The organism is Actinotalea fermentans (assembly GCF_007991475.1).
Taxonomy (GTDB): domain Bacteria; phylum Actinomycetota; class Actinomycetes; order Actinomycetales; family Cellulomonadaceae; genus Actinotalea; species Actinotalea fermentans.
In genome coordinates this window covers 89861-106974 of the sequence record NZ_BJYK01000004.1, presented here as the reverse complement: position 1 = coordinate 106974, position 17114 = coordinate 89861, and the positions used below count along the sequence as shown (strand labels likewise).

At 74.8% G+C, this 17114-nt stretch carries 15 protein-coding genes and 1 pseudogene; 9 read left to right on the top strand and 7 right to left on the bottom strand.

The genetic code is table 11. From position 1 onward, the window contains the following. The first annotated feature begins 19 nt into the window (after positions 1 to 19). Together AFE02nite_RS07745 and AFE02nite_RS07740 are read left to right on the top strand one after the other, a co-directional pair. Positions 20 to 862, top strand: a complete 843-nt coding sequence (locus tag AFE02nite_RS07745) for a DUF3806 domain-containing protein (RefSeq protein ID WP_034245595.1) — start codon at positions 20 to 22, stop codon at positions 860 to 862. A gap of 39 nt (positions 863 to 901) precedes the next feature. Next, entirely contained in the window at positions 902 to 2338 is a 1437-nt protein-coding gene (locus AFE02nite_RS07740; RefSeq protein ID WP_034245597.1) for an aldehyde dehydrogenase family protein, read from the top strand. 6 nt (positions 2339 to 2344) lie between these two features. Here the strand turns inward: AFE02nite_RS07740 and AFE02nite_RS07735 are convergent, their stop codons facing one another. Next, on the bottom strand, positions 2345 to 3001 hold the full coding sequence (locus AFE02nite_RS07735; protein ID WP_052113626.1) for a TetR/AcrR family transcriptional regulator: 657 nt from the start codon (positions 2999 to 3001) through the stop codon (positions 2345 to 2347). A 101-nt stretch (positions 3002 to 3102) separates the two neighbouring features. On the opposite strand from AFE02nite_RS07735, the gene AFE02nite_RS07730 reads away from it, so the two are divergent. Together AFE02nite_RS07730 and AFE02nite_RS07725 are read left to right on the top strand one after the other, a co-directional pair. Beyond that, positions 3103 to 4755, top strand: a complete 1653-nt coding sequence (locus AFE02nite_RS07730; protein WP_052113627.1) for an MDR family MFS transporter — start codon at positions 3103 to 3105, stop codon at positions 4753 to 4755. Between the two features lie 53 nt (positions 4756 to 4808). Further along, the gene (locus AFE02nite_RS07725) at positions 4809 to 5618 is read left to right on the top strand and encodes a GNAT family N-acetyltransferase (RefSeq protein WP_034245600.1); all 810 of its coding nucleotides are present in this window, start codon (positions 4809 to 4811) and stop codon (positions 5616 to 5618) included. An 18-nt stretch (positions 5619 to 5636) separates the two neighbouring features. Here the strand turns inward: AFE02nite_RS07725 and AFE02nite_RS07720 are convergent, their stop codons facing one another. Genes AFE02nite_RS07720 through AFE02nite_RS07705 form a run of 4 tightly spaced genes read right to left on the bottom strand, consistent with a single transcriptional unit; the run spans position 5637 to position 9739 of the window. Then, complete coding sequence (locus AFE02nite_RS07720; RefSeq protein ID WP_034245603.1) at positions 5637 to 6041, bottom strand: cupin domain-containing protein; 405 nt, start codon at positions 6039 to 6041, stop codon at positions 5637 to 5639. 4 nt (positions 6042 to 6045) lie between these two features. Next, on the bottom strand, positions 6046 to 7542 hold the full coding sequence (locus tag AFE02nite_RS07715; RefSeq protein WP_034245605.1) for a glycoside hydrolase family 130 protein: 1497 nt from the start codon (positions 7540 to 7542) through the stop codon (positions 6046 to 6048). Then, positions 7539 to 8561, bottom strand: coding sequence for a hypothetical protein (locus AFE02nite_RS07710; RefSeq protein ID WP_034245607.1), 1023 nt, complete (start codon positions 8559 to 8561; stop codon positions 7539 to 7541). The genes AFE02nite_RS07715 and AFE02nite_RS07710 overlap by 4 nt, the downstream gene beginning before the upstream one ends. Next, positions 8561 to 9739, bottom strand: a complete 1179-nt coding sequence (locus AFE02nite_RS07705) for a glycosyltransferase (protein ID WP_034245609.1) — start codon at positions 9737 to 9739, stop codon at positions 8561 to 8563. The genes AFE02nite_RS07710 and AFE02nite_RS07705 overlap by 1 nt, the downstream gene beginning before the upstream one ends. Positions 9740 to 9980: 241 nt before the next feature. Here AFE02nite_RS07705 and AFE02nite_RS07700 point away from each other — a divergent pair, with 241 nt between their 5' ends. The 3 genes and pseudogenes from AFE02nite_RS07700 to AFE02nite_RS07690 form a co-directional block, all read left to right on the top strand. Beyond that, complete coding sequence (locus tag AFE02nite_RS07700; protein ID WP_146819394.1) at positions 9981 to 10988, top strand: glycosyltransferase family 4 protein; 1008 nt, start codon at positions 9981 to 9983, stop codon at positions 10986 to 10988. Between the two features lie 159 nt (positions 10989 to 11147). Next, positions 11148 to 12119: a hypothetical protein gene (locus AFE02nite_RS07695; RefSeq protein ID WP_052113628.1), complete on the top strand. Its 972-nt coding sequence runs from the start codon at positions 11148 to 11150 to the stop codon at positions 12117 to 12119. 91 nt (positions 12120 to 12210) lie between these two features. Next, positions 12211 to 12963, top strand: a pseudogene (locus tag AFE02nite_RS07690) (ZIP family metal transporter); the annotation flags it as partial. A gap of 15 nt (positions 12964 to 12978) precedes the next feature. On the opposite strand, the gene AFE02nite_RS18000 reads toward AFE02nite_RS07690, so the two are convergent. Then, complete coding sequence (locus AFE02nite_RS18000) at positions 12979 to 13383, bottom strand: VOC family protein (RefSeq protein ID WP_186814513.1); 405 nt, start codon at positions 13381 to 13383, stop codon at positions 12979 to 12981. Positions 13384 to 13394: 11 nt separating this feature from the next. Beyond that, the gene (locus tag AFE02nite_RS07685) at positions 13395 to 14234 is read right to left on the bottom strand and encodes an oxidoreductase (protein WP_034245614.1); all 840 of its coding nucleotides are present in this window, start codon (positions 14232 to 14234) and stop codon (positions 13395 to 13397) included. A gap of 218 nt (positions 14235 to 14452) precedes the next feature. Here AFE02nite_RS07685 and AFE02nite_RS07680 point away from each other — a divergent pair, with 218 nt between their 5' ends. Continuing rightward, positions 14453 to 15028 carry a TetR/AcrR family transcriptional regulator gene (locus AFE02nite_RS07680; RefSeq protein WP_034245616.1) on the top strand — a complete coding sequence of 192 codons (576 nt, stop codon included), beginning with the start codon at positions 14453 to 14455 and terminating at the stop codon, positions 15026 to 15028. A 25-nt stretch (positions 15029 to 15053) separates the two neighbouring features. After that, complete coding sequence (locus AFE02nite_RS07675; protein WP_146819393.1) at positions 15054 to 17069, top strand: S9 family peptidase; 2016 nt, start codon at positions 15054 to 15056, stop codon at positions 17067 to 17069. Positions 17070 to 17114 lie beyond the last annotated feature (45 nt).

Genomic DNA, 17114 nt, shown 5'->3' with positions numbered 1-17114 from the left:
TGCGTACCGAAGAGGAGGCATGGGCATCTTCCGCCGCCGCCCCGGCCAGCCTGACGAGCCTGCGGCGCAGGCGACTCCTCAGTTCCTCGACCTGAGCGAGGGGGAGCTCGCGTGGCTCGGTGAGCTGCGTGCCTCACTTCCTGTCGGGGTGGGGGGCGATCCGGCCGCGCTTGGTCGCTTCTATGACGAGGCCCTGGACGCCTGGCAGGCGACGCCGGTTACCGAACGCGAGGACCCGAACCGCCTCGTCAACGCGATCGGTGTCGGTGTGGGCGACCTCGTCTGTGCGCGTGTCGCCGGTGCGCGGTGGGTGGTCTTCGTCGACGACGCGGGCGCAGACCTCGCCGTGGTGGCCGGAACGGACAACTCGACGATCTTCCCGACGGGCGCCGTCGGGAAGCGGTGGAGCGACGGAGTGCGCCGATGGCTGCCCGACTTCGTCGAGTGGGCGGCGGGCAGGCTGGAGGCATGGGCCGTCGAGCCGTCGGCAGAGGTCCGCGCGCTTGCCGCGTTCGCGCTCGAGCACGCCGTCCGATCCGTCGTCCCCGAGGGCGGCCCTCTGGTGCCGTTCTGCATGGTCGAGTCCCCGGACGGCCGCTCCCTGCAGCGGTTCGTCGGCGAGCTGGGGGAGAGCGTCGCGCGTGCGCGCGACCACGCGCGTTCCTCCGGAGCAGCTCGTGCCGCGGTTGCTTGGGACGGGTACCTGACCGTCGAGGGTCGGCGCGACGACGCGCTCTTCGTCGAAGCCTCCGATGCCGGGCAGGGGAGCATCGTGCTCGCCCAGCGCTACGCGTCGGACCGGAGCGGTACGCGCGCCGTCGGCAGTGTGGTCGACGTCGGCAACGGCGGTCCGCTGCTCTGACATCGCCGAGGCCGCGGCGGTTCGGCATGCTGGCGCAGTATGGACCTCATCGCGGACCTGTTCATCGATGGCGAGTGGCGCGCGGGCTCGGGGGGTGACCGGTTCGACGTCGTCGACCCGGCCGACCTCTCGGTGATCGCGCGCTTCGCCGTGGCGACCGAGGCCGACTGCCTCGCCGCCGTCGACGCCGCCGCCGCGGCGCAGGCGGGCTGGGCGGCCACGGCGCCGCGCGAGCGCTCCGAGCTGCTGCGCGCGGCGTTCGAGGTGTTCACGGCCGAGGCCGACGTGCTCGCCGAGATCATGGTCCGCGAGAACGGCAAGGCGTGGGCGGACGCCGCGGCCGAGGCCGCCTACGCGACCGAGTTCTTCCGCTGGTTCGCCGAGGAGGCCGTGCGCGTGCGGGGCGACGACCGGCTCGCGCCGGCGGGGGACAAGCGGATCGTCGTCGACCACCGCCCGATCGGGGTGTCGCTGCTCGTCACGCCCTGGAACTTCCCGGCGGCGATGGCCACCCGCAAGCTCGCCCCTGCGCTCGCGGCGGGCTGCGCCGTCGTGCTCAAGCCCGCGCGTCAGACGCCGCTCACCGCCGCGTACGTCGTGGACGTGCTGCGCCGCGTCGGGGTGCCGCGCGGCGTCGTCAACCTCGTCACGCCGGCACCCACGGGTCCCGCCGTCGCGGCGATGCTCGCGCGCGACGAGGTGCGCAAGCTCTCGTTCACCGGTTCGACCGAGGTGGGCCGCGACCTGCTCCGCCTGTGCGCCGACCGGGTCGTGAGCGCCTCGATGGAGCTCGGTGGCAACGCGCCGCTCGTCGTCCTACCCGGCGCGGACCTCGAGACGGCCGTCGCCGGCGCGCTCCAGGCCAAGATGCGCAACGGCGGCGCCGCGTGCACGGCGGCCAACCGCCTCTACGTCCACACCTCGCTCCACGACGCGTTCGTCGAGCGGTTCGCGGCCGAGCTGGAGGGCCTGCGCATCGGCCGCGGCCTTGACCGGAGCCACGACCTCGGCGCGCTCGTCTCCGTCGCCGAGCGCGACAAGGTCGCCGCCCTGGTGGCGGCCGCGATCGACGACGGCGCGCGCGTCGTCACCGGCGGCCCGGGCGCCCCGGTGCCGGATGGTGGCGCGTACTACCCGGCGACCCTGCTCGCCGACGTCCGGCACGGCTCGCCGGTCACGCAGCAGGAGGTCTTCGGCCCGGTCGCCCCGGTGATCCGCTACGACGACGTCGACGACGCCGTGCGCATGGCCAACGACACCATCCACGGGCTGGTCGCGTACGTGTTCGGCGAGGAGCGCGAGGCCGTCGCCGTCGCGCGCCGGCTCGAGTCCGGCATGGTCGCGGTCAACCGCGGCGTCCTCAGCGATCCCGCGGCGCCGTTCGGCGGGGTCAAGCAGAGCGGGCTCGGCCGCGAGGGCGGCTTCGACGGCATCGGCGAGTTCCTCGAGACGCAGTACCTCGCGCTCAGCGCCTGACGGGGGTCAGCCGCGGGAGGGCGCCGGCAGTCCTGCGGCGAGTGCGGCGAACGCCTCGCTGACGACGTCGGCGGGAGCCCGCTCGGTGTCGGTGCACGCGGCCCGCAGCATCGCCACGCGCACGGCGGTGATCGTCACCGCGGCGACGAGCGTCGGGTACATGTCCTCGGCTCCGGCGCCCGCGAGGCCCGCGCGTTCGGCGATGGCGTGGGCCAGCTCCCGCTCGGCGTTCGCGTTCGCGCCGAGGACGCGCGGCAGCAGCTCGGGGTGACGTTCGACGAGGCCCCGGCGCAAGGCCCACACCTCGCGGTCCAGCTCGATCCCGCGCAGGTACTCCGCGACGGCGGCGCCCACGGCGACGAGGGGCGGCTCGTCGTCGGGCCGGGCGAGCAGCAGCTCGCGGAACGCCGCGAAGCGCTCGGTGTGCTCGCCGACCAGCGCGTCCTCCTTGGACGCGAAGTAGTTGAAGAACGTGCGGGGGGACACGCCGGCGGCTGCGGCGATGTCGTCCACCGTCACGTGCTCCGGGCCCCGTTCGACGGCCAGTGTGAGGGCCGCCCGGCGCAGGGCGACGCGCGTCGCGTGCTTCTTGCGCTCGCGCAGTCCCGCGCCGGTGGGCGGCGCGTCGGCAGGCGTCGGGTCGGCTGACCGCTCCTCGATCATGCGTCCAGTGTACGGCCGCCTGCTTGCAGAGACTGCAAAGTTGCACTCCCTAAGAAATTGCAGCGTCTGCAAGATTCGACTACCGTGGGCCGAAGGTCCCGATGGAGCGACCGCGCCGCCGCCGTCCCGCGCCCCCTCTGCGCACCGCTTCCCTGAAGGAGTCCGCTCACGTGAGCACCACCGCCGTCCCCGCCCCGGGCCTCGACCGGGAGGCGCGACGCGTCTTCGTCGGCCTGATGCTGGGCATGCTCGTCGCCTCCGTCAGCCAGACGATCGTGTCGCCCGCGATGCCGATCATCGTCGCCGAGCTGGGCGGGATCGAGCACTACAGCTGGCTCGCCACGGCCGCGATGCTCGCGTCCGCCGTCGTCGTGCCGGTGATCGGCAAGCTCTCCGATGTCTACGGCCGGCGCGGCTTCTACATCGCGGCGCTCGTCACCTTCATGGTCGGGTCCGTCCTGTCGGGCTTCGCGCAGTCGTTCTGGTGGCTCGTCGGCGCGCGCGTCGTGCAGGGCCTCGGCATGGGCGCGCTGATGGCGCTGTCGCAGACCGTGATCGGCGACATCATCCCGCCGCGCCAGCGCGGCAAGTACCAGGGCCTCATGGGCGCGGTGTTCGGCCTGACGTCGATCGCCGGGCCGCTGGTCGGCGGATGGGCCACCGACCACTTCGGCTGGCGCTGGCTCTTCTTCGCGACGCTGCCGCTCGGCGTCGCCGCGCTCGTCGTCATCGTGCGGCACCTGCACCTGCCGCACGTGCGCCGCGAGGCGCCGCTGGACCTCGCCGGCATCCTCACGCTCACGGGCGCGCTCGTCGCGATCCTGCTGGCCACCTCCTGGGGCGGCACCACCTACCCGTGGGCGTCCACGCAGGTCGTGGGCCTGTACCTGGCCGGTGCGGCGCTCCTGGCGATGTTCGTGCCCATCGAGCTGCGCGCCGTCGAGCCCGTGCTGCCGCTGCGTCTCTTCCGCAACCGCATCTTCACGGCGGCCAACATCGCGGGCTTCGCGATCGCCATGGGGATGTTCGGTGCGATCTTCTACATCCCCGTGTACGCCCAGGGCGTGCTCGGCGTGAACGCGACGAACTCCGGCGTGATCATCATGCCGATGAGCGTCGCCATGATCCTCGTCGGCATCGTCATCGGCCTGCTCATCACGAAGACCGGCACCTACAAGGCCTTCACGGTCGGCGGGGCCGCCGTCCTCGTCGCCGGGTTCTGGCTGCTCACCCGCGTGCACTACGGGTCCTCGGCCCTCGAGCTCACCGCCGCGATGGTCGTCATCGGCATGGGGCTGGGCGCGTCGATGCAGACGATGACGCTCATCGTGCAGAACGCCGTCGACCGCGCCGACCTCGGCGTCGCGACCGCCGCCACGCAGTTCTTCCGCAGCGCAGGCGGCACCGTCGGGATCGCGGTGCTCGGCACCGTGATGACCTCGCGCCTCGGCCCCTCGATCGCCGCGCACCTGCCGGAGGGGGCGGCGTCGGCCATGCCGGAGGGCGGTCTGAGCGCCGGCTCGGTGCTCGACCCGAGCGCGCTGGCCGGCCTGCCCGAGACGATCGCCGTCGCCGTACGCGAGGGCCTCGCCGACGCCCTGCACCAGGTCTTCGTCGTCGGGCTGCCGTTCGCCGCGGTCGCGCTGCTCGCCACCATGGCGATCCGCGCCATCCCGCTGCGCCAGACGCTCGAGCCGGCGGCCACGCCCGACGACGTCGAGGAGCCGGCCGCCGCCGAGGACGTGCTGGTCTGACGCGCTAGCCTGCCCTCCGCCGGCCCAGCCGGGGCCGCCGAGGGGAGCCACGCGTGGACGAGCTGCTGGAGGCCGCGCGTCGGGCGCTGGCCGACGTCGACTGCAACGTCGGTTTCGCGGCGGCGGTGCTCGGCGGGCTCCCCGGTGGCGACCTCTGGGTGGCCGACGACGACGGCGTGCCCCTGGCCTTCCACGCCGTCCACCCGTGCGGGATGTCGCTCGCGTGGGGGCCGGCGCTCGGGGCGGCGGCGGACGCCGTCGTGCGCCGGGTCCAGGGTCGGGTTGCGCGCGGTCGCGGCGAGTGGCTCCAGGTGGACCCGCGCTGGCACGGGCTGGACTGGGACGGGATGCTGGGCGCGGTGCCGCTCGCGGAGGCCGACGGGGCTGGTCGCGAGCCCGGCGTCGTCCGCCGGACACGGCTCAACTTCTCGTTCGACGCCGCTGTCTTCGCCGCCCTCCGTGCGGACGCGACGGGCACCGTGCGCCGGGCGACCGAGGCCGACTTCGCCTGGCCCGGCGGCACCGTGCCGAGCGACTGCTGGCCCGACGCGCGGACGTTCCTCGCCCAGGGCGGGGGATGGGCGGCGGAGGTGGACGGCGCCCCGGCCGCGCTCGCCTTCGCGGCGATGACCAGCGGCGACGACGTCGAGATCGGCATCGAGACGCTGCCCGCGTTCCGGCGCCGCGGGCTCGCGCGCGTGGCGTGCGCGGCCCTGGTGGAGGACCTCGTCGCGAGCGGGCGGACGCCGGTGTGGTCCTGCCGCGCGGACAACGTGGGCTCGGAGCGCCTCGCGGGCACGCTCGGCTTCACCGTCTCGCGCCGCCTGCCGTACTGGGAGGTCCGGGCCTTGCCGTTGACGTGACGTCAACCGGCCGGGCAGCTACGGCGCGGTCGTCCCGTCGCGCCCGTAGTCGTCGGCCAGGCGGACGACGTCCTCGCGCCAGCCCTCGCCGGCGGACGACGCCTCGGCGAACACCACGTCGGTGACGGCGGTGACGCGGTGGAGCGCGCCGGGTGGAAGGTGCGCCACGTCGCCCGTCCGCATGGTCCGGGAGATCAGGAGGTCGACGGACGGTCCGTGCTCGAGCGTCGCCACGCCGGAGACGATGCAGATCGTCTCCTCCTTCTGCCGGTGGTACTGCAGGCTCAGCGCATGCCCGGCGTCGACGGTGATGATCTTGCCGACGTAGCCGTGTCCCCCGGTGGCGAAGATCGTCTCATGGCCCCAGGGCTTGGCCTGGACGACGGCCGTCGTGAACTCGGGGGGCGAGACGGAGGTGGTCATCGGGTCAGTGGCCCTCGAGAAGGGCGCCGAGCAGCGCGTGGAGGTCCACCAGGGCGACCCGTGTTCGCGCGTCGCTGCAGCCGTAGGGCAGCACCAGACTGCGTCCGTGGCGCATCGCGCCGCACGAGTAGACGACGTTGGGCACGTAGCCGGACCGCTCGTCCTCGGCCGCGGTGAGCAGCGGCTGCTCGAGCCGGCCGATCACGTGCCAGGGCTCGTCGAGGTCCAGGAGCAGCGCGCCGATGCTGTAGGCGCGCATCGGGCCGACGCCGTGGGTGAGCACCAACCACCCCTGCTCGGTCTCGATCGGGGAGCCGCAGTTGCCGAGCTGCACGACCTCCCAGGCGCGCCTGGGAGCCTGCAGGTGCACGGGCTCGACCCAGTGCAGCAGGTCGGCCGACGCGGTGAGGGTGTTGTTCTCCCGGTCCGCGCGGGACAGGGCGAGGTACCGGCCGCCGACCTTGCGCGGGAAGAGGGCGAGTCCCTTGTTCCGCGCGCCGGGACCGCTCAGAGGGGTCGCCGAGAAGGTCACGAAGTCGTCGGTGCGGAGCAGCTGTCCCGTGACGGAGCGCCCGTCATACGCGGTGTAGGTGCCCAGGTACTCGACGGCATCGTCGGGCGCCACGAACCGCACCATCCGGACGTCCTCGATGCCGTGGCTCTCGGCCGGCCCCCGCGGGGTCAGCACCCGTTCCTGGACGTCGGAGGTCGCTGGGAACGCCACCCGGTAGGTGTTGGCGGCGATCCGCGCGAAGCGGTCGGCGGTGCGGCCGGTGGAGCCCCTCGTGAGGCGCTGCGCGTGGAGGCGACCGAGCGCGCCGGCGAGGTCCTCGCCGTCGAACGTGGACTGCAGGCAGGCAAGGACGAACTCCGCATCGGCGCCCGCCTCCGCATCGACCTGCTCGCCGCCGGCCTGGTCGAGCTGATGGGCGAACGCGTTGCGCGAGTACTCCGGTGGGAGGGCGACGGCGGGCACGGACACGGCAGGGCCGGGGTCGAGCGTGACCACGTCGCCCGCGTCCACGACGCCGGAGCGCAGCTCGACGCTCGACACGTGCCCTTCGCCGACGGAACGCAGGGTCATCAGGAACCGCAGGGAACCGGCGGGCAGGCCCGACTGGTCGGGGTGAGGGACCATCGAGGGGTTCAGGAGCCCGGCTCCTTCGATCGCGCACTCCTTCGTGAAGTAGGCACCGATGAGCCGACGTCGCGGGCCGGTGAGGGTCACGTCGTCCGCCAGCCGGTGTTCGACGAGTGCGGCGTGCGCCTCCCACGTCGCGTCGAGGTCGCGATGGCGGTGCCCGAAGTCGGCGTGCAGCGCCGCCAGCGCGCCGACGACCTCCTCGTCGGAGAGGGCGAGCACGCGCTCGAGCACGCCGGTCGAGCGGGAGCGGCCGCCGACGGGGGTCTCCTGGCCGGGGAGGAAGAGCGTCGCGAGCACGCGCTGCGGGTCGGGCAGCAGGAGCAGCGGGGTCCGCACCACCCAGTCGCGGGGTGTCACGGCGCCACGGGTGAGAGCACGTCGGCCAGCAGGTCGACCAGTTGAGCCGTGGCCACCGATGCGAGCGTCGACTCGGCGCCCTGGTTGAGGTTCACCGACCCGTCCTCGAGTCCGTCGTAGGCCCCGCCGCCCGACGGTGCGCGCATCCGGAGTCGCCCGTCGTTGTCGCCCTCGAACCACGCCTCGCAGCGCGCGACGAGCGCTGCCCAGCGGTGGTCGCCGGTCGCGCCGAACGCCGTCGCGGCGGCCTCGGCCATGGACGCCACCTCGATGGGTTGCTGGTCGAACGATGGCCGGCGCTCACCGGGTCCCCGTCCGCCGGCGGGCACCACCGACACGTGGCCGGCGACGTCCTGGTGGTCCGCCAGCCACCCCAGCAGCGCGAGGCCGCGGTCGCGCAGCTCGTCGTCATGGAGCGCCCGGCCGACGGTGATCATCGCCTCCGGCAGGACCGCGTTGGCGTATGTCAGTCGATGGTCGGGCCAGAGCCAGCCGGCGCCGCTCTCGGCCTGGGACAGGACGGACCGGGCGTCGTGCAGCAGGCGGCGGGCGGCCAGGTTCTCCGGCGCCGTCCTCATCAGTGCCGCCGCGCCCAGCGCGGCGTACGCCATCGCCCTCGGATAGGGGGACCGCGCGAGCAGCGCGCGCTGCGCGCCGAGCACCCCACCCGCCCGGACCTGACCCTCCGGGGAGTGCGCCGCGGCCGTCCCGAAGGCCCACAAGGCCCTGCCCCAGTGGTCGCCCGTGGCGGGCGCGTCGAGCCACCGACCGGTGTCGTCGCTCCGGTTGTGCATCCGGCCGTCGGCGGCCTGTGCCCGCAGCAGGTAGGCGAGGTAGATGCGTGACATCGACACCACGTCCGGCGTCGGCCGCGGCTCGCGCGCCGTCACGAGCAGTGCCCGGGACGCGTCGTCGACGCACATGCCGTGCTCGACGCGCGGGGCCGCGAACAGCGCGTGCTCGTAGAGGCCGACGGCTGTCGTCAGGCACGCCACGTGCTCGTACCGGGGGTCGTCCATCAGGCCACTGTCGTGACGCGCGCGGACTGCAGGGCGGAGGCGAGGTCCAGGTAGCGGTCGGCGACGGCTGGCCACAGGAGCGACGCGGCGAGCCCGCGCGAGACGGCGGCCATCCCGTCGGCGACACCGGGCGTCGCGAGAACGTGCTCGAGCGCGCTCGCGAGGGCGCAGGGGTCGCGCTGCGGCACGAGCACGCCCGCGCCGCCGGACAGGAGCTCGACTGCGTGCGGGAAGCTCGTGGAGATCACCGGCTTGCCCGCGGCGACGGCCTCCGTGAGCACGCCGGACGTGACCTGCTCGAGCGAGTCGTACGGCAACAGGATGACGTCGGCGTCGCGGACGACGTCGCGCAGCTCGGGGCCCGAGAGGTATCGGCCGTCGAAGCTCACGCAGTCGGTCAGGCCGAGGTCGGTGGTGAGCTCGAGCAGGCGGTTGCGGTACGACTCGCCCTCCGCTTCCCGCACGCGCGGGTGCGTCTGCCCGACCACGCGGTAGAGGGGCAGGTCGATGCGCTTGCGCAGCTCGGCGAGGGCGACCAGGGCCCACTCGATGCCCTTGCCCGGGGACAGGAGGCCCCAGGTCAGCACGGTCGGCCGACGGTCCGGGGGTGCGTCGGCGCGCGCCTCCGCCACGGCCACGGCCACGGCCACCGCCACCGCCACCGTCACCGGAGCGGGACGGTTGTCCTGGGCGCCGTGCGGGATGACGGTGACCCGCGCCGGATCGACGCCCCATCCCGTGACGAGCCGGTCACGGGCGGTCGTCGTCATGGTGACCACTGCGTCCGAGTACTCGAGCAGCCGGGCCAGGACGCGGTGCTGGTTCGGCGTCGGTGTCGTGAGCACCGTGTGGAGCACGGTGAGGACCGGGACGTCGAGGCGCGACACCACGTCGAGCACGTCGGTGCCGTCCGCCCCGCCGAAGATGCCGTACTCGTGCTGGACGACCGCGACGTCGTACGTGTCGAGGACCGCAGCGACGCCCGCCGCGTCCGACGGCCGGGCGGTCACCCACTCCATCACGACTGGCGGCAGCTCGAGCTGGGGCTCGTCGACGAGGCGGACCACGCCGACCTCGGCCCCGTCGGCGGCGAGCTGTGTCGCCAGGGCCTCGCAGAACGTCGCGATGCCGCACTGGGTGGGGGTATATGTCGACAGGAAACCGAGTCGGACGGCCATGAGGCCCTCTTCCATCGTGCATCGGTGCAGCAGGCTCGCTGCCGTTCACGGAAGGAAGAAGGCTCACGTCCCGGTCTCACCGGGCTGGCGCATCTGGGGCGGCACGCCCGGACCTGGCCGGGGACTTCGTCGGTTCGCCCTGCCAGGGTAGCAGGCGCGATCCCGGCAGCTCCGGCCCGGCCTCCGCGCCGCAGTGGCGTAACGTTCGCGACGACACCGGGAGGCCCCCGTCAGGATCGCCGTGCTCGCCTCGATCGCCCACCGCGTCCCCCCGCGCAGCTACGGGCCGTGGGAGCAGGTCGCGTCCACCCTCACGGAGGGACTCGTCGCCCGCGGTCATGACGTGACGCTGTTCGCCACGCGCGACTCCCGCACCGCGGCCCGGCTCCACGCGGAGGCAACCGCGGGGTACGAGGAGGACCCGGCGGTGGACCCGAAGGTCCACGAGGCGCTGCACATCGGGGCGGTGTTCGAGCGGGCTGACGAGTTCGACGTGGTCAGCAACCAGTTCGACTTCCTGCCCCTGGTCTTCAGCCGCCTCGTGCCGACGCCGATGGTGACGACCATCCACGGCTTCTCGTCCGAGCGGATCGTCCCGGTGTACCGCGCCTACGACGACGTCGCGCACTACGTCGCGATCAGCGATGCAGACCGTCACCCCGCGCTCACGTACGACGCGACGATCCACCACGGGATCGAGGTCGAGCGGTTCTCGCTCGGCGAGGGCGGCGGGGGGTACCTGCTCTTCCTCGGGCGGATCCATCCCGACAAGGGCACCACGGCCGCGATCGAGGTCGCCCGGCGCGCCGGCCTGCCCCTCGTCATCGCCGGCGTCGTCCATGACGAGGACTACTTCCGCGACGCCGTCGCGCCGCACGTCGACGGCCGCGCCGTCACGTACCTCGGCGCCGTCGGGCCGGCCGAGCGGGACGCCCTGCTGGGCGGGGCCGTCGCGCTGCTGCACCTGATCGACTTCGACGAGCCCTTCGGCCTGTCAGTCGCCGAGTCGATGGTCGCGGGCACACCCGTGATCGCCTTCGCACGGGGGTCGATGCGCGAGCTCGTGCGCCCCGGGCTCGGGGGCGCACTGGTGGACGACGTGGACGGGGCGGTCGCCGCCGTCCCCGTCGTCCGGGTGCTCGACCGTTCGGCCTGCCGGTCCGACGCCGTGGCCCGCTTCTCCGCAGACCGGATGGTCGACGACTACGTGCGAGTGTTCGAGCAGGTGGCCGGCGGCCCGCGCCGCTGAGCGAGCGGGCCCCGGCCGCGCACTGCCAGTCTCGGCCCGTCGCCTCGGCCAGGAGCTCCTCGCCGAGACGGACCGGCGCACGGCGGCGGACGAGATCGTCGTCGACGCCCGCTGCGCATCGGGCGCGCACACCGTCGCAGCGGTGACACGATCGGGCGCGTGATCGACGGCGCGCCCCTGGTCCTGACACCGCTGGAGCTCGGGGCCGACGCCCTGCCGGTGCACGTCGTCGACAACGGCGACCTGCGACTCGCGTTCCTCCCGAGCGTCGGCGGGCGGCTCATCTCGGTCCGGTGCGGCGGTGCGGAGCTGCTCTGGCGCAACCCCGAGTACCTGGACGCGGCGCTGCGGACCGTGCGGCCGCGGGCGACCTGGCCGCCACTGGACGGCGGCATGGGCTCGTGGCCGAACGTCGGCGGGTCGAAGACCTGGCCCGCGCCGCAGGGCTGGTCGGGCCCCGACGAGTGGCCGGGCCCGCCCGACGGGGTGCTGGACTCGGGCGCGTGGGCCATCGAGTCCGCGTGGTCCGCGGCGGCGGGCGCGCTCCTCGTGCGCCTGACCAGCCCGGACGACGCGCGGACAGGTCTGCGGGTCACGCGCGCGTTCACGATCCCCGAGGGCGGGTCGGCCTTCGCGCAGCGCACCACGTTCACCAACGTCTCCGACCGGCCCGTCCGCTGGGCCGTCTGGGAGGTGGCCCAGGTGGACACGGCGTCGGGCGGCGAGCTGTGGGTGGACGTCGCCGGCACGGCCGAGCCCGTGGACCTCGTCGACGTATTCGGGCGCCTGCGGGTCGGACCGGTCGAGGCGGGCCGGCGCAGGGTGGCGATCGACGACGTCGTCGGGAAGGTCGGGTTCACCGACGCGACCGGCGCGCTGCCCTTCCGCCGCCCCGACGGCGCCGGCCTGGACTGGCGCTTCGACGTCCCGCCCGGGGAGTACCCCGACGGCGGGTGCCAGGTGGAGATCTGGATGCAGTACCCGACGCCCGAGCCGCTCGAGGGCCCGGGCAGCCTGCACCCGGCGGCCCGGCTGCTCGAGCTCGAGGCGCTCACCCCGATGACGGTGCTCGCGCCCGGTGCGAGCGTGCACCAGGAGATCGCCTGGACGGCGGTCCCGCCGGCCTGCTGAGTTGCCCGGCGGGGCGCCCGGAGTGGTGGCAGCATCGCCCCAGGCGTCCTCGCCCGTCCGGGCGGAGCCTCCGCGGAGCGAGGTGAGTGCGATCCCTGTCTGGCTGGAGGCGGGCGGCTGGGGGCTCGTGGCCGGTTCCGCCCTCGTGCTCGGCTCCCTGCTCGCGTGGTTCGCGCGGATCCCGCAGCGGGCCGTGGCCACCGTGATGGCCTTCGGTGCAGGCGTTCTCATCTCGGCGCTGGCGTTCGAGCTGGTCGACGAGGCGGAGCGGTCGGGCGGACTCGGTCCGACCGTCGTCGGCTTCCTGGGCGGCGCGGTCGCGTACGTGGCGGCGAACGCCGCCCTGGCCCGGCGCGGCGCCCGGCACCGCAAGCGGTCCGGCGGTCAGCAGCCGTCCGAGGCCGACCAGGCGGGCAGCGGCGCCGCCATCGCGATCGGGGCGCTGCTCGACGGCGTCCCGGAGTCCGTGGTGCTCGGGGTGTCGGTGCTCGCGGGCCACGGCGTCGGCGTGGGGGTGCTGGCGGCGGTGGCCATCTCCAACGTCCCCGAGGGCCTGGCCAGCGCCGCGGGCATGAAGCAGGCGGGTCGCAGCGGCAGGTACGTCTTCGGCGTCTGGGGCGGGATCGCCGTCGTGAGCGGGCTCGCCGCGGCGGTCGGCGCCCTCGCGCTGGAGGGCGCCGACGCCGGACTGGTGGCCACGATCACGGCCGTCGCGGCGGGTGCGATCCTCGCGATGGTCGCGGACACGATGATCCCGGAGGCCTTCGAGCGGACCCACCTGCTGACCGGCCTCGTCACGTCGCTCGGGTTCCTCGCGGCGTTCGTGATCGAGCGGTGGCGCGGACGCGCGATGCGGGGGTCAGGCGGCCACGAGCTCGAAGGCGTTGCCCTCCGGGTCGGTGAGCGTCATCGTGCGCCGGCCGTGGTCGGTGACCGTGCCGAGACGCCGCGCGCCCAGGCCGTGCAGCCGCCGGTACTCGGCGTCCAGGTCGGCGGTCGCCAGCTGCAGGTGCAGCGGCGTCGCGAGGGCCCGACCGTCGGACACCTGGCGGAAGACCAGGCGCGGCAGGCCCGCGTCGTCGCCGAGGAGCTCGGCGCGGGCGGGGCTCGCCCCGGGCGCGACGTCGACGCGCAGGGCTGCGGCCCAGAACTGGGCGGCCGCGAGCGCGTCGAACGCGTCGTAGGCGAGTCCGGCGAACGCGGTGGCGGACGCGGCGCGCGGCGCCTCGCGGCGCGCGGGGGCCGTGGTGGTCAGTGCGGTCATGGGTGCTCCCTTCAGGGTGTGGTCGGGGCCGGCTCGCCCTGGGCCAGGTGGGAGACGTGCTCCCACTCGCGCCAGGTCGCGAGCCGCTGCTCGTAGTCGGCGGTGGCGATGCCCAGCGAGACGTCGCCGAAGAAGACCCGCAGCGGTGGCACGGGTGCGTCCACCACGGCGAGGAGTGCGGTCGCGCTCGCGCGCGGGTCGCCCGGGGACGACGCGCGGGCGGCGCGGGCGGCCCGCATCTGCGCGTGCGCGTCGTCGTAGGCGGGCAGCTGTGCGGAGTGGCGGGCCGAGGGGCCGCCCCAGTCCGTGGCGAACGGCCCGGGTTCCACGAGCGTGACGTGGATGCCGAAGCCAGCGACCTCCTGCGCGAGTGACTGGCTGATGCCCTCCAGCGCCCACTTCGACGCGTGGTAGGCGCCGATGCCGGCGAACGCGCTGATGCCGCCGATCGACGACACCTGCACGACGTGCCCGCTGCCCTGGGCGCGCAGATGGGGGAGGGCGGCCTGGGTGACCCAGACCGCGCCGAAGAGGTTGGTCTCCAGCTGGTCGCGCAGCTCGGCCTCGGTGAGCTCCTCGACCATGCCGAAGTGGCCGTAGCCGGCGTTGTTCACGACGACGTCGAGCGCGCCGAAGTGCGCCTGTGCCCGGTCGACGGCCGCGAACGCGGCCGCGCGGTCGGTGACGTCCAGCTGCAGGGCCAGGACGGCGTCGCCGAACTCGGCGACCAGGTCGTCGAGCGTGTTGAGGTCGCGGGCGGTGGCCGCGACGCGGTCGCCGCGCTCGAGCGCGGCCCGGGCCCACGCGTGGCCGAAGCCGCGGGACGCGCCGGTGATGAACCAGGTCTTCATGGGGTGCTCCTTCGGGTGGTGCGGTGTCTCGGTGAGCGTCGGAGCGGGCGTGGTGGTGGGTCTCGGTCCGCGTGAGGCTGACCGGCGGGGCCGTGCGGCGGCTGGCAGAAGCCTGTGTGGACGCCGTGCGGGGCTCCGCGTACCCTTGAACGGAGGAACCTCCGTTTCGACTCCACGAGCATAAGCGGAGGGTCCTCCGGTTCGCAAGAGGGAGATTCGTGACCACCCCAACCACCGCCCGGCCGCTGCGCGCCGACGCCCGGCGCAACCGCGACCGGCTGCTCGCCGTCGCGGCCGAGGCGCTCCTCGCCGACGTCGAGGTGCCGCTCGAGACCGTCGCCGAGCGCGCCGGCGTCGGCATCGGCACGCTCTACCGGCACTTCCCGAACCGGGACGCCCTCGTCGAGGCGGTCTACCGGCACGAGGTCGAGGCCCTCTGCGACGCCGCGCCCGACCTGCTGCGCGGCGACGGCCCGGCGGTCGACGCGCTGCGCGAGTGGATGGGCCGGTTCGTGCGCTACGCCGCGACCAAGCGCGGCCTCGGGGCCGCCCTGCGCGCCGCCGTCGGCTCGGAGTCCCCGCTCTTCGCCGAGACCCGCCAGCGCATCCTCGGCGCCCTGGCCATCCTGCTCGACGCGTGCCGCGCCGAGGGCTCGGTCCGCGCGGACGCCGACGCCGACGACGTGATGCGCGCGATGTGGGGCGTGTGGCTCGTGCCCGACGGCCCGGAGTGGGACGCGCAGGTCCGGCGCCTGCTGGACCTCGTCGTCAACGGCCTGCGCTTCGGTGCCTGACGTCGACCGGGCATAGGTTCGTCCGGTGATCCCCGAAGACATCGCCCTCCTCGCCACGCCCGGAACCTCCGCCGTCAGCCCCGACGGCACGCTCGCCGTCGTCGCCGTGACGCAGCCCGACCTGGCGGCCGACGAGGAGGTCGGGCACCTGTGGCTCGTCCCCACGGACGGCTCCGCGCCGCCGCGCCCGCTCACGCGCGGCCACCGAGACACGTCGCCCGCCTGGTCGCCCGACGGGCGCTGGGTCGCCTTCGTCCGGGCCGAGCCCAAGGGCAAGCCGCAGCTGCACGTGGTCGAGGCGACCGGCGGCGAGCCGGTGGTGCTCACGGACGCCCCGCTCGGCGCCGGGGACCCGCGCTGGTCGCCCGACTCGCGGCGTCTGGTCTACGTCGCCCGCGTGCCCGAGGCCGGCCGCTACGTGCCCGACGGCGACCCGTCCGCCGAGGCGCCGCGCCTCATCACGACCTTCCAGTACCGCGCCGACAACCTGGGCTTCAGCTACGACCGCCCGCGGCACCTGTTCGTCGTGGACCTGCCCGCGTCGCTCCTGGAGCGCGGCGAGCGGCCCGCCGCCCTGCCGGCGTCGCGCCGGCTGACCGACGGCGCCGGCGACGCGCACGCACCGTGCTGGCTGCCCGACGGCCGGCACGTCGTCGCCGTGGCCGCCGTGCACCCGAACCACGACGAGGACCTCCGCGCCGACGCGGTGGTCGTGGACGCCGACGCCGCGGAGCCGGCCGCCCCGCGTCCGCTCACCGACGCGGCCGCCGGCTCGACCCTGGGCGTCGAGACGGCGGTGCCGTCGGCCGACGGCGGGGCGCTGTGGCTGGTCGCCGGCGACCTCGGGCCGAGCGGCCGCGGGTTCGTGGCGACGCAGAACGCGCTGTACCGGCTCGACCTGACCACCGGGGCGGGCGGCCCGGCCGCGGTGGGCACGCCCGCCCGGCTCACCGACCCCGAGACCAGCGACCTGGTCCCCGGCCTGGTGCTCCCGGTCGGCGACGAGGTGCTCGTCGCCGACCAGGTGCGCGGCGCCGTCGTGCTCATCGCCGTGCCCGCGGCCGGCGGCGAGCCGCGCGTGCTCGTCGACGCCCCGCGCGTCGTGCTGGGGGCCGCGGAGGCCGCCGGGACCGCCGTCGTGAGCGCGGCCGACCCGGCCTCGGCGGGGGAGGTGCTCGCCGTCCGCGTCGCCGACGGCGCCACGACCGTGCTCACCGACCTCGCTGCGCCGCTCCGCGCCACCGGGCGGCTGCGGCTTCCCGCCGAGCTGACCGCCACCGCGCCCGACGGGTACCCGGTGCACGGCTGGGTGACGCTGCCCGACCCCGCCCGGCACGGCGACGGCCCCTACCCGACGGTCCTGATGATCCACGGCGGCCCGTTCGCGCAGTACACGCACGCGGTGTTCGACGAGGTCCAGACGCTCGCGCACGCGGGCTACGCCGTCGTGCACGGGAACCCGCGCGGCTCGGGTGGCTACGGGGCCGCGCACGGCCGGGCGATCCAGGGCGCGTTCGGCACCGTCGACACCGACGACGTGCTCGCGCTGCTGGACCACGCGCTCGCGACGACCCCGGCCCTGGACGCGACGCGCGTCGGCGTCATGGGCGGCTCGTACGGCGGCTACCTCACGGCCTGGCTGACGACGCAGACCCACCGGTTCGCCGGCGCGATCGTCGAGCGCGGCTTCCTCGACCCCGTGAGCTTCGTGGGGTCCAGCGACATCGGCTGGTTCTTCGGGCTGGAGTACCTGGGCGACGCGGCGACGCCGGAGGGCGCGGCGGCGGTCGCGGCCCAGTCGCCGATGGCGCACGTGGGCGACGTGCGCACGCCCACCCTGGTCATCCACTCCGAGCAGGACTGGCGCTGCCCGGTCGAGCAGGGGCAGCGGTGGTTCGTCGAGCTCAAGCGCCGCGGCGTCCCGGTCGAGCTCCTGCTCTTCCCCGGCGAGGGGCACGAGCTGAGCCGCTCGGGCCGCCCGTCGCACCGCCTGCTGCGGTTCGAGCACGTGCTGCGGTGGTGGGCCACGCGGCTGGCGTGAGGCGCCGGGCCGGGGGCCGCTCCCAGGTGCCGGTCGTGACCCGTC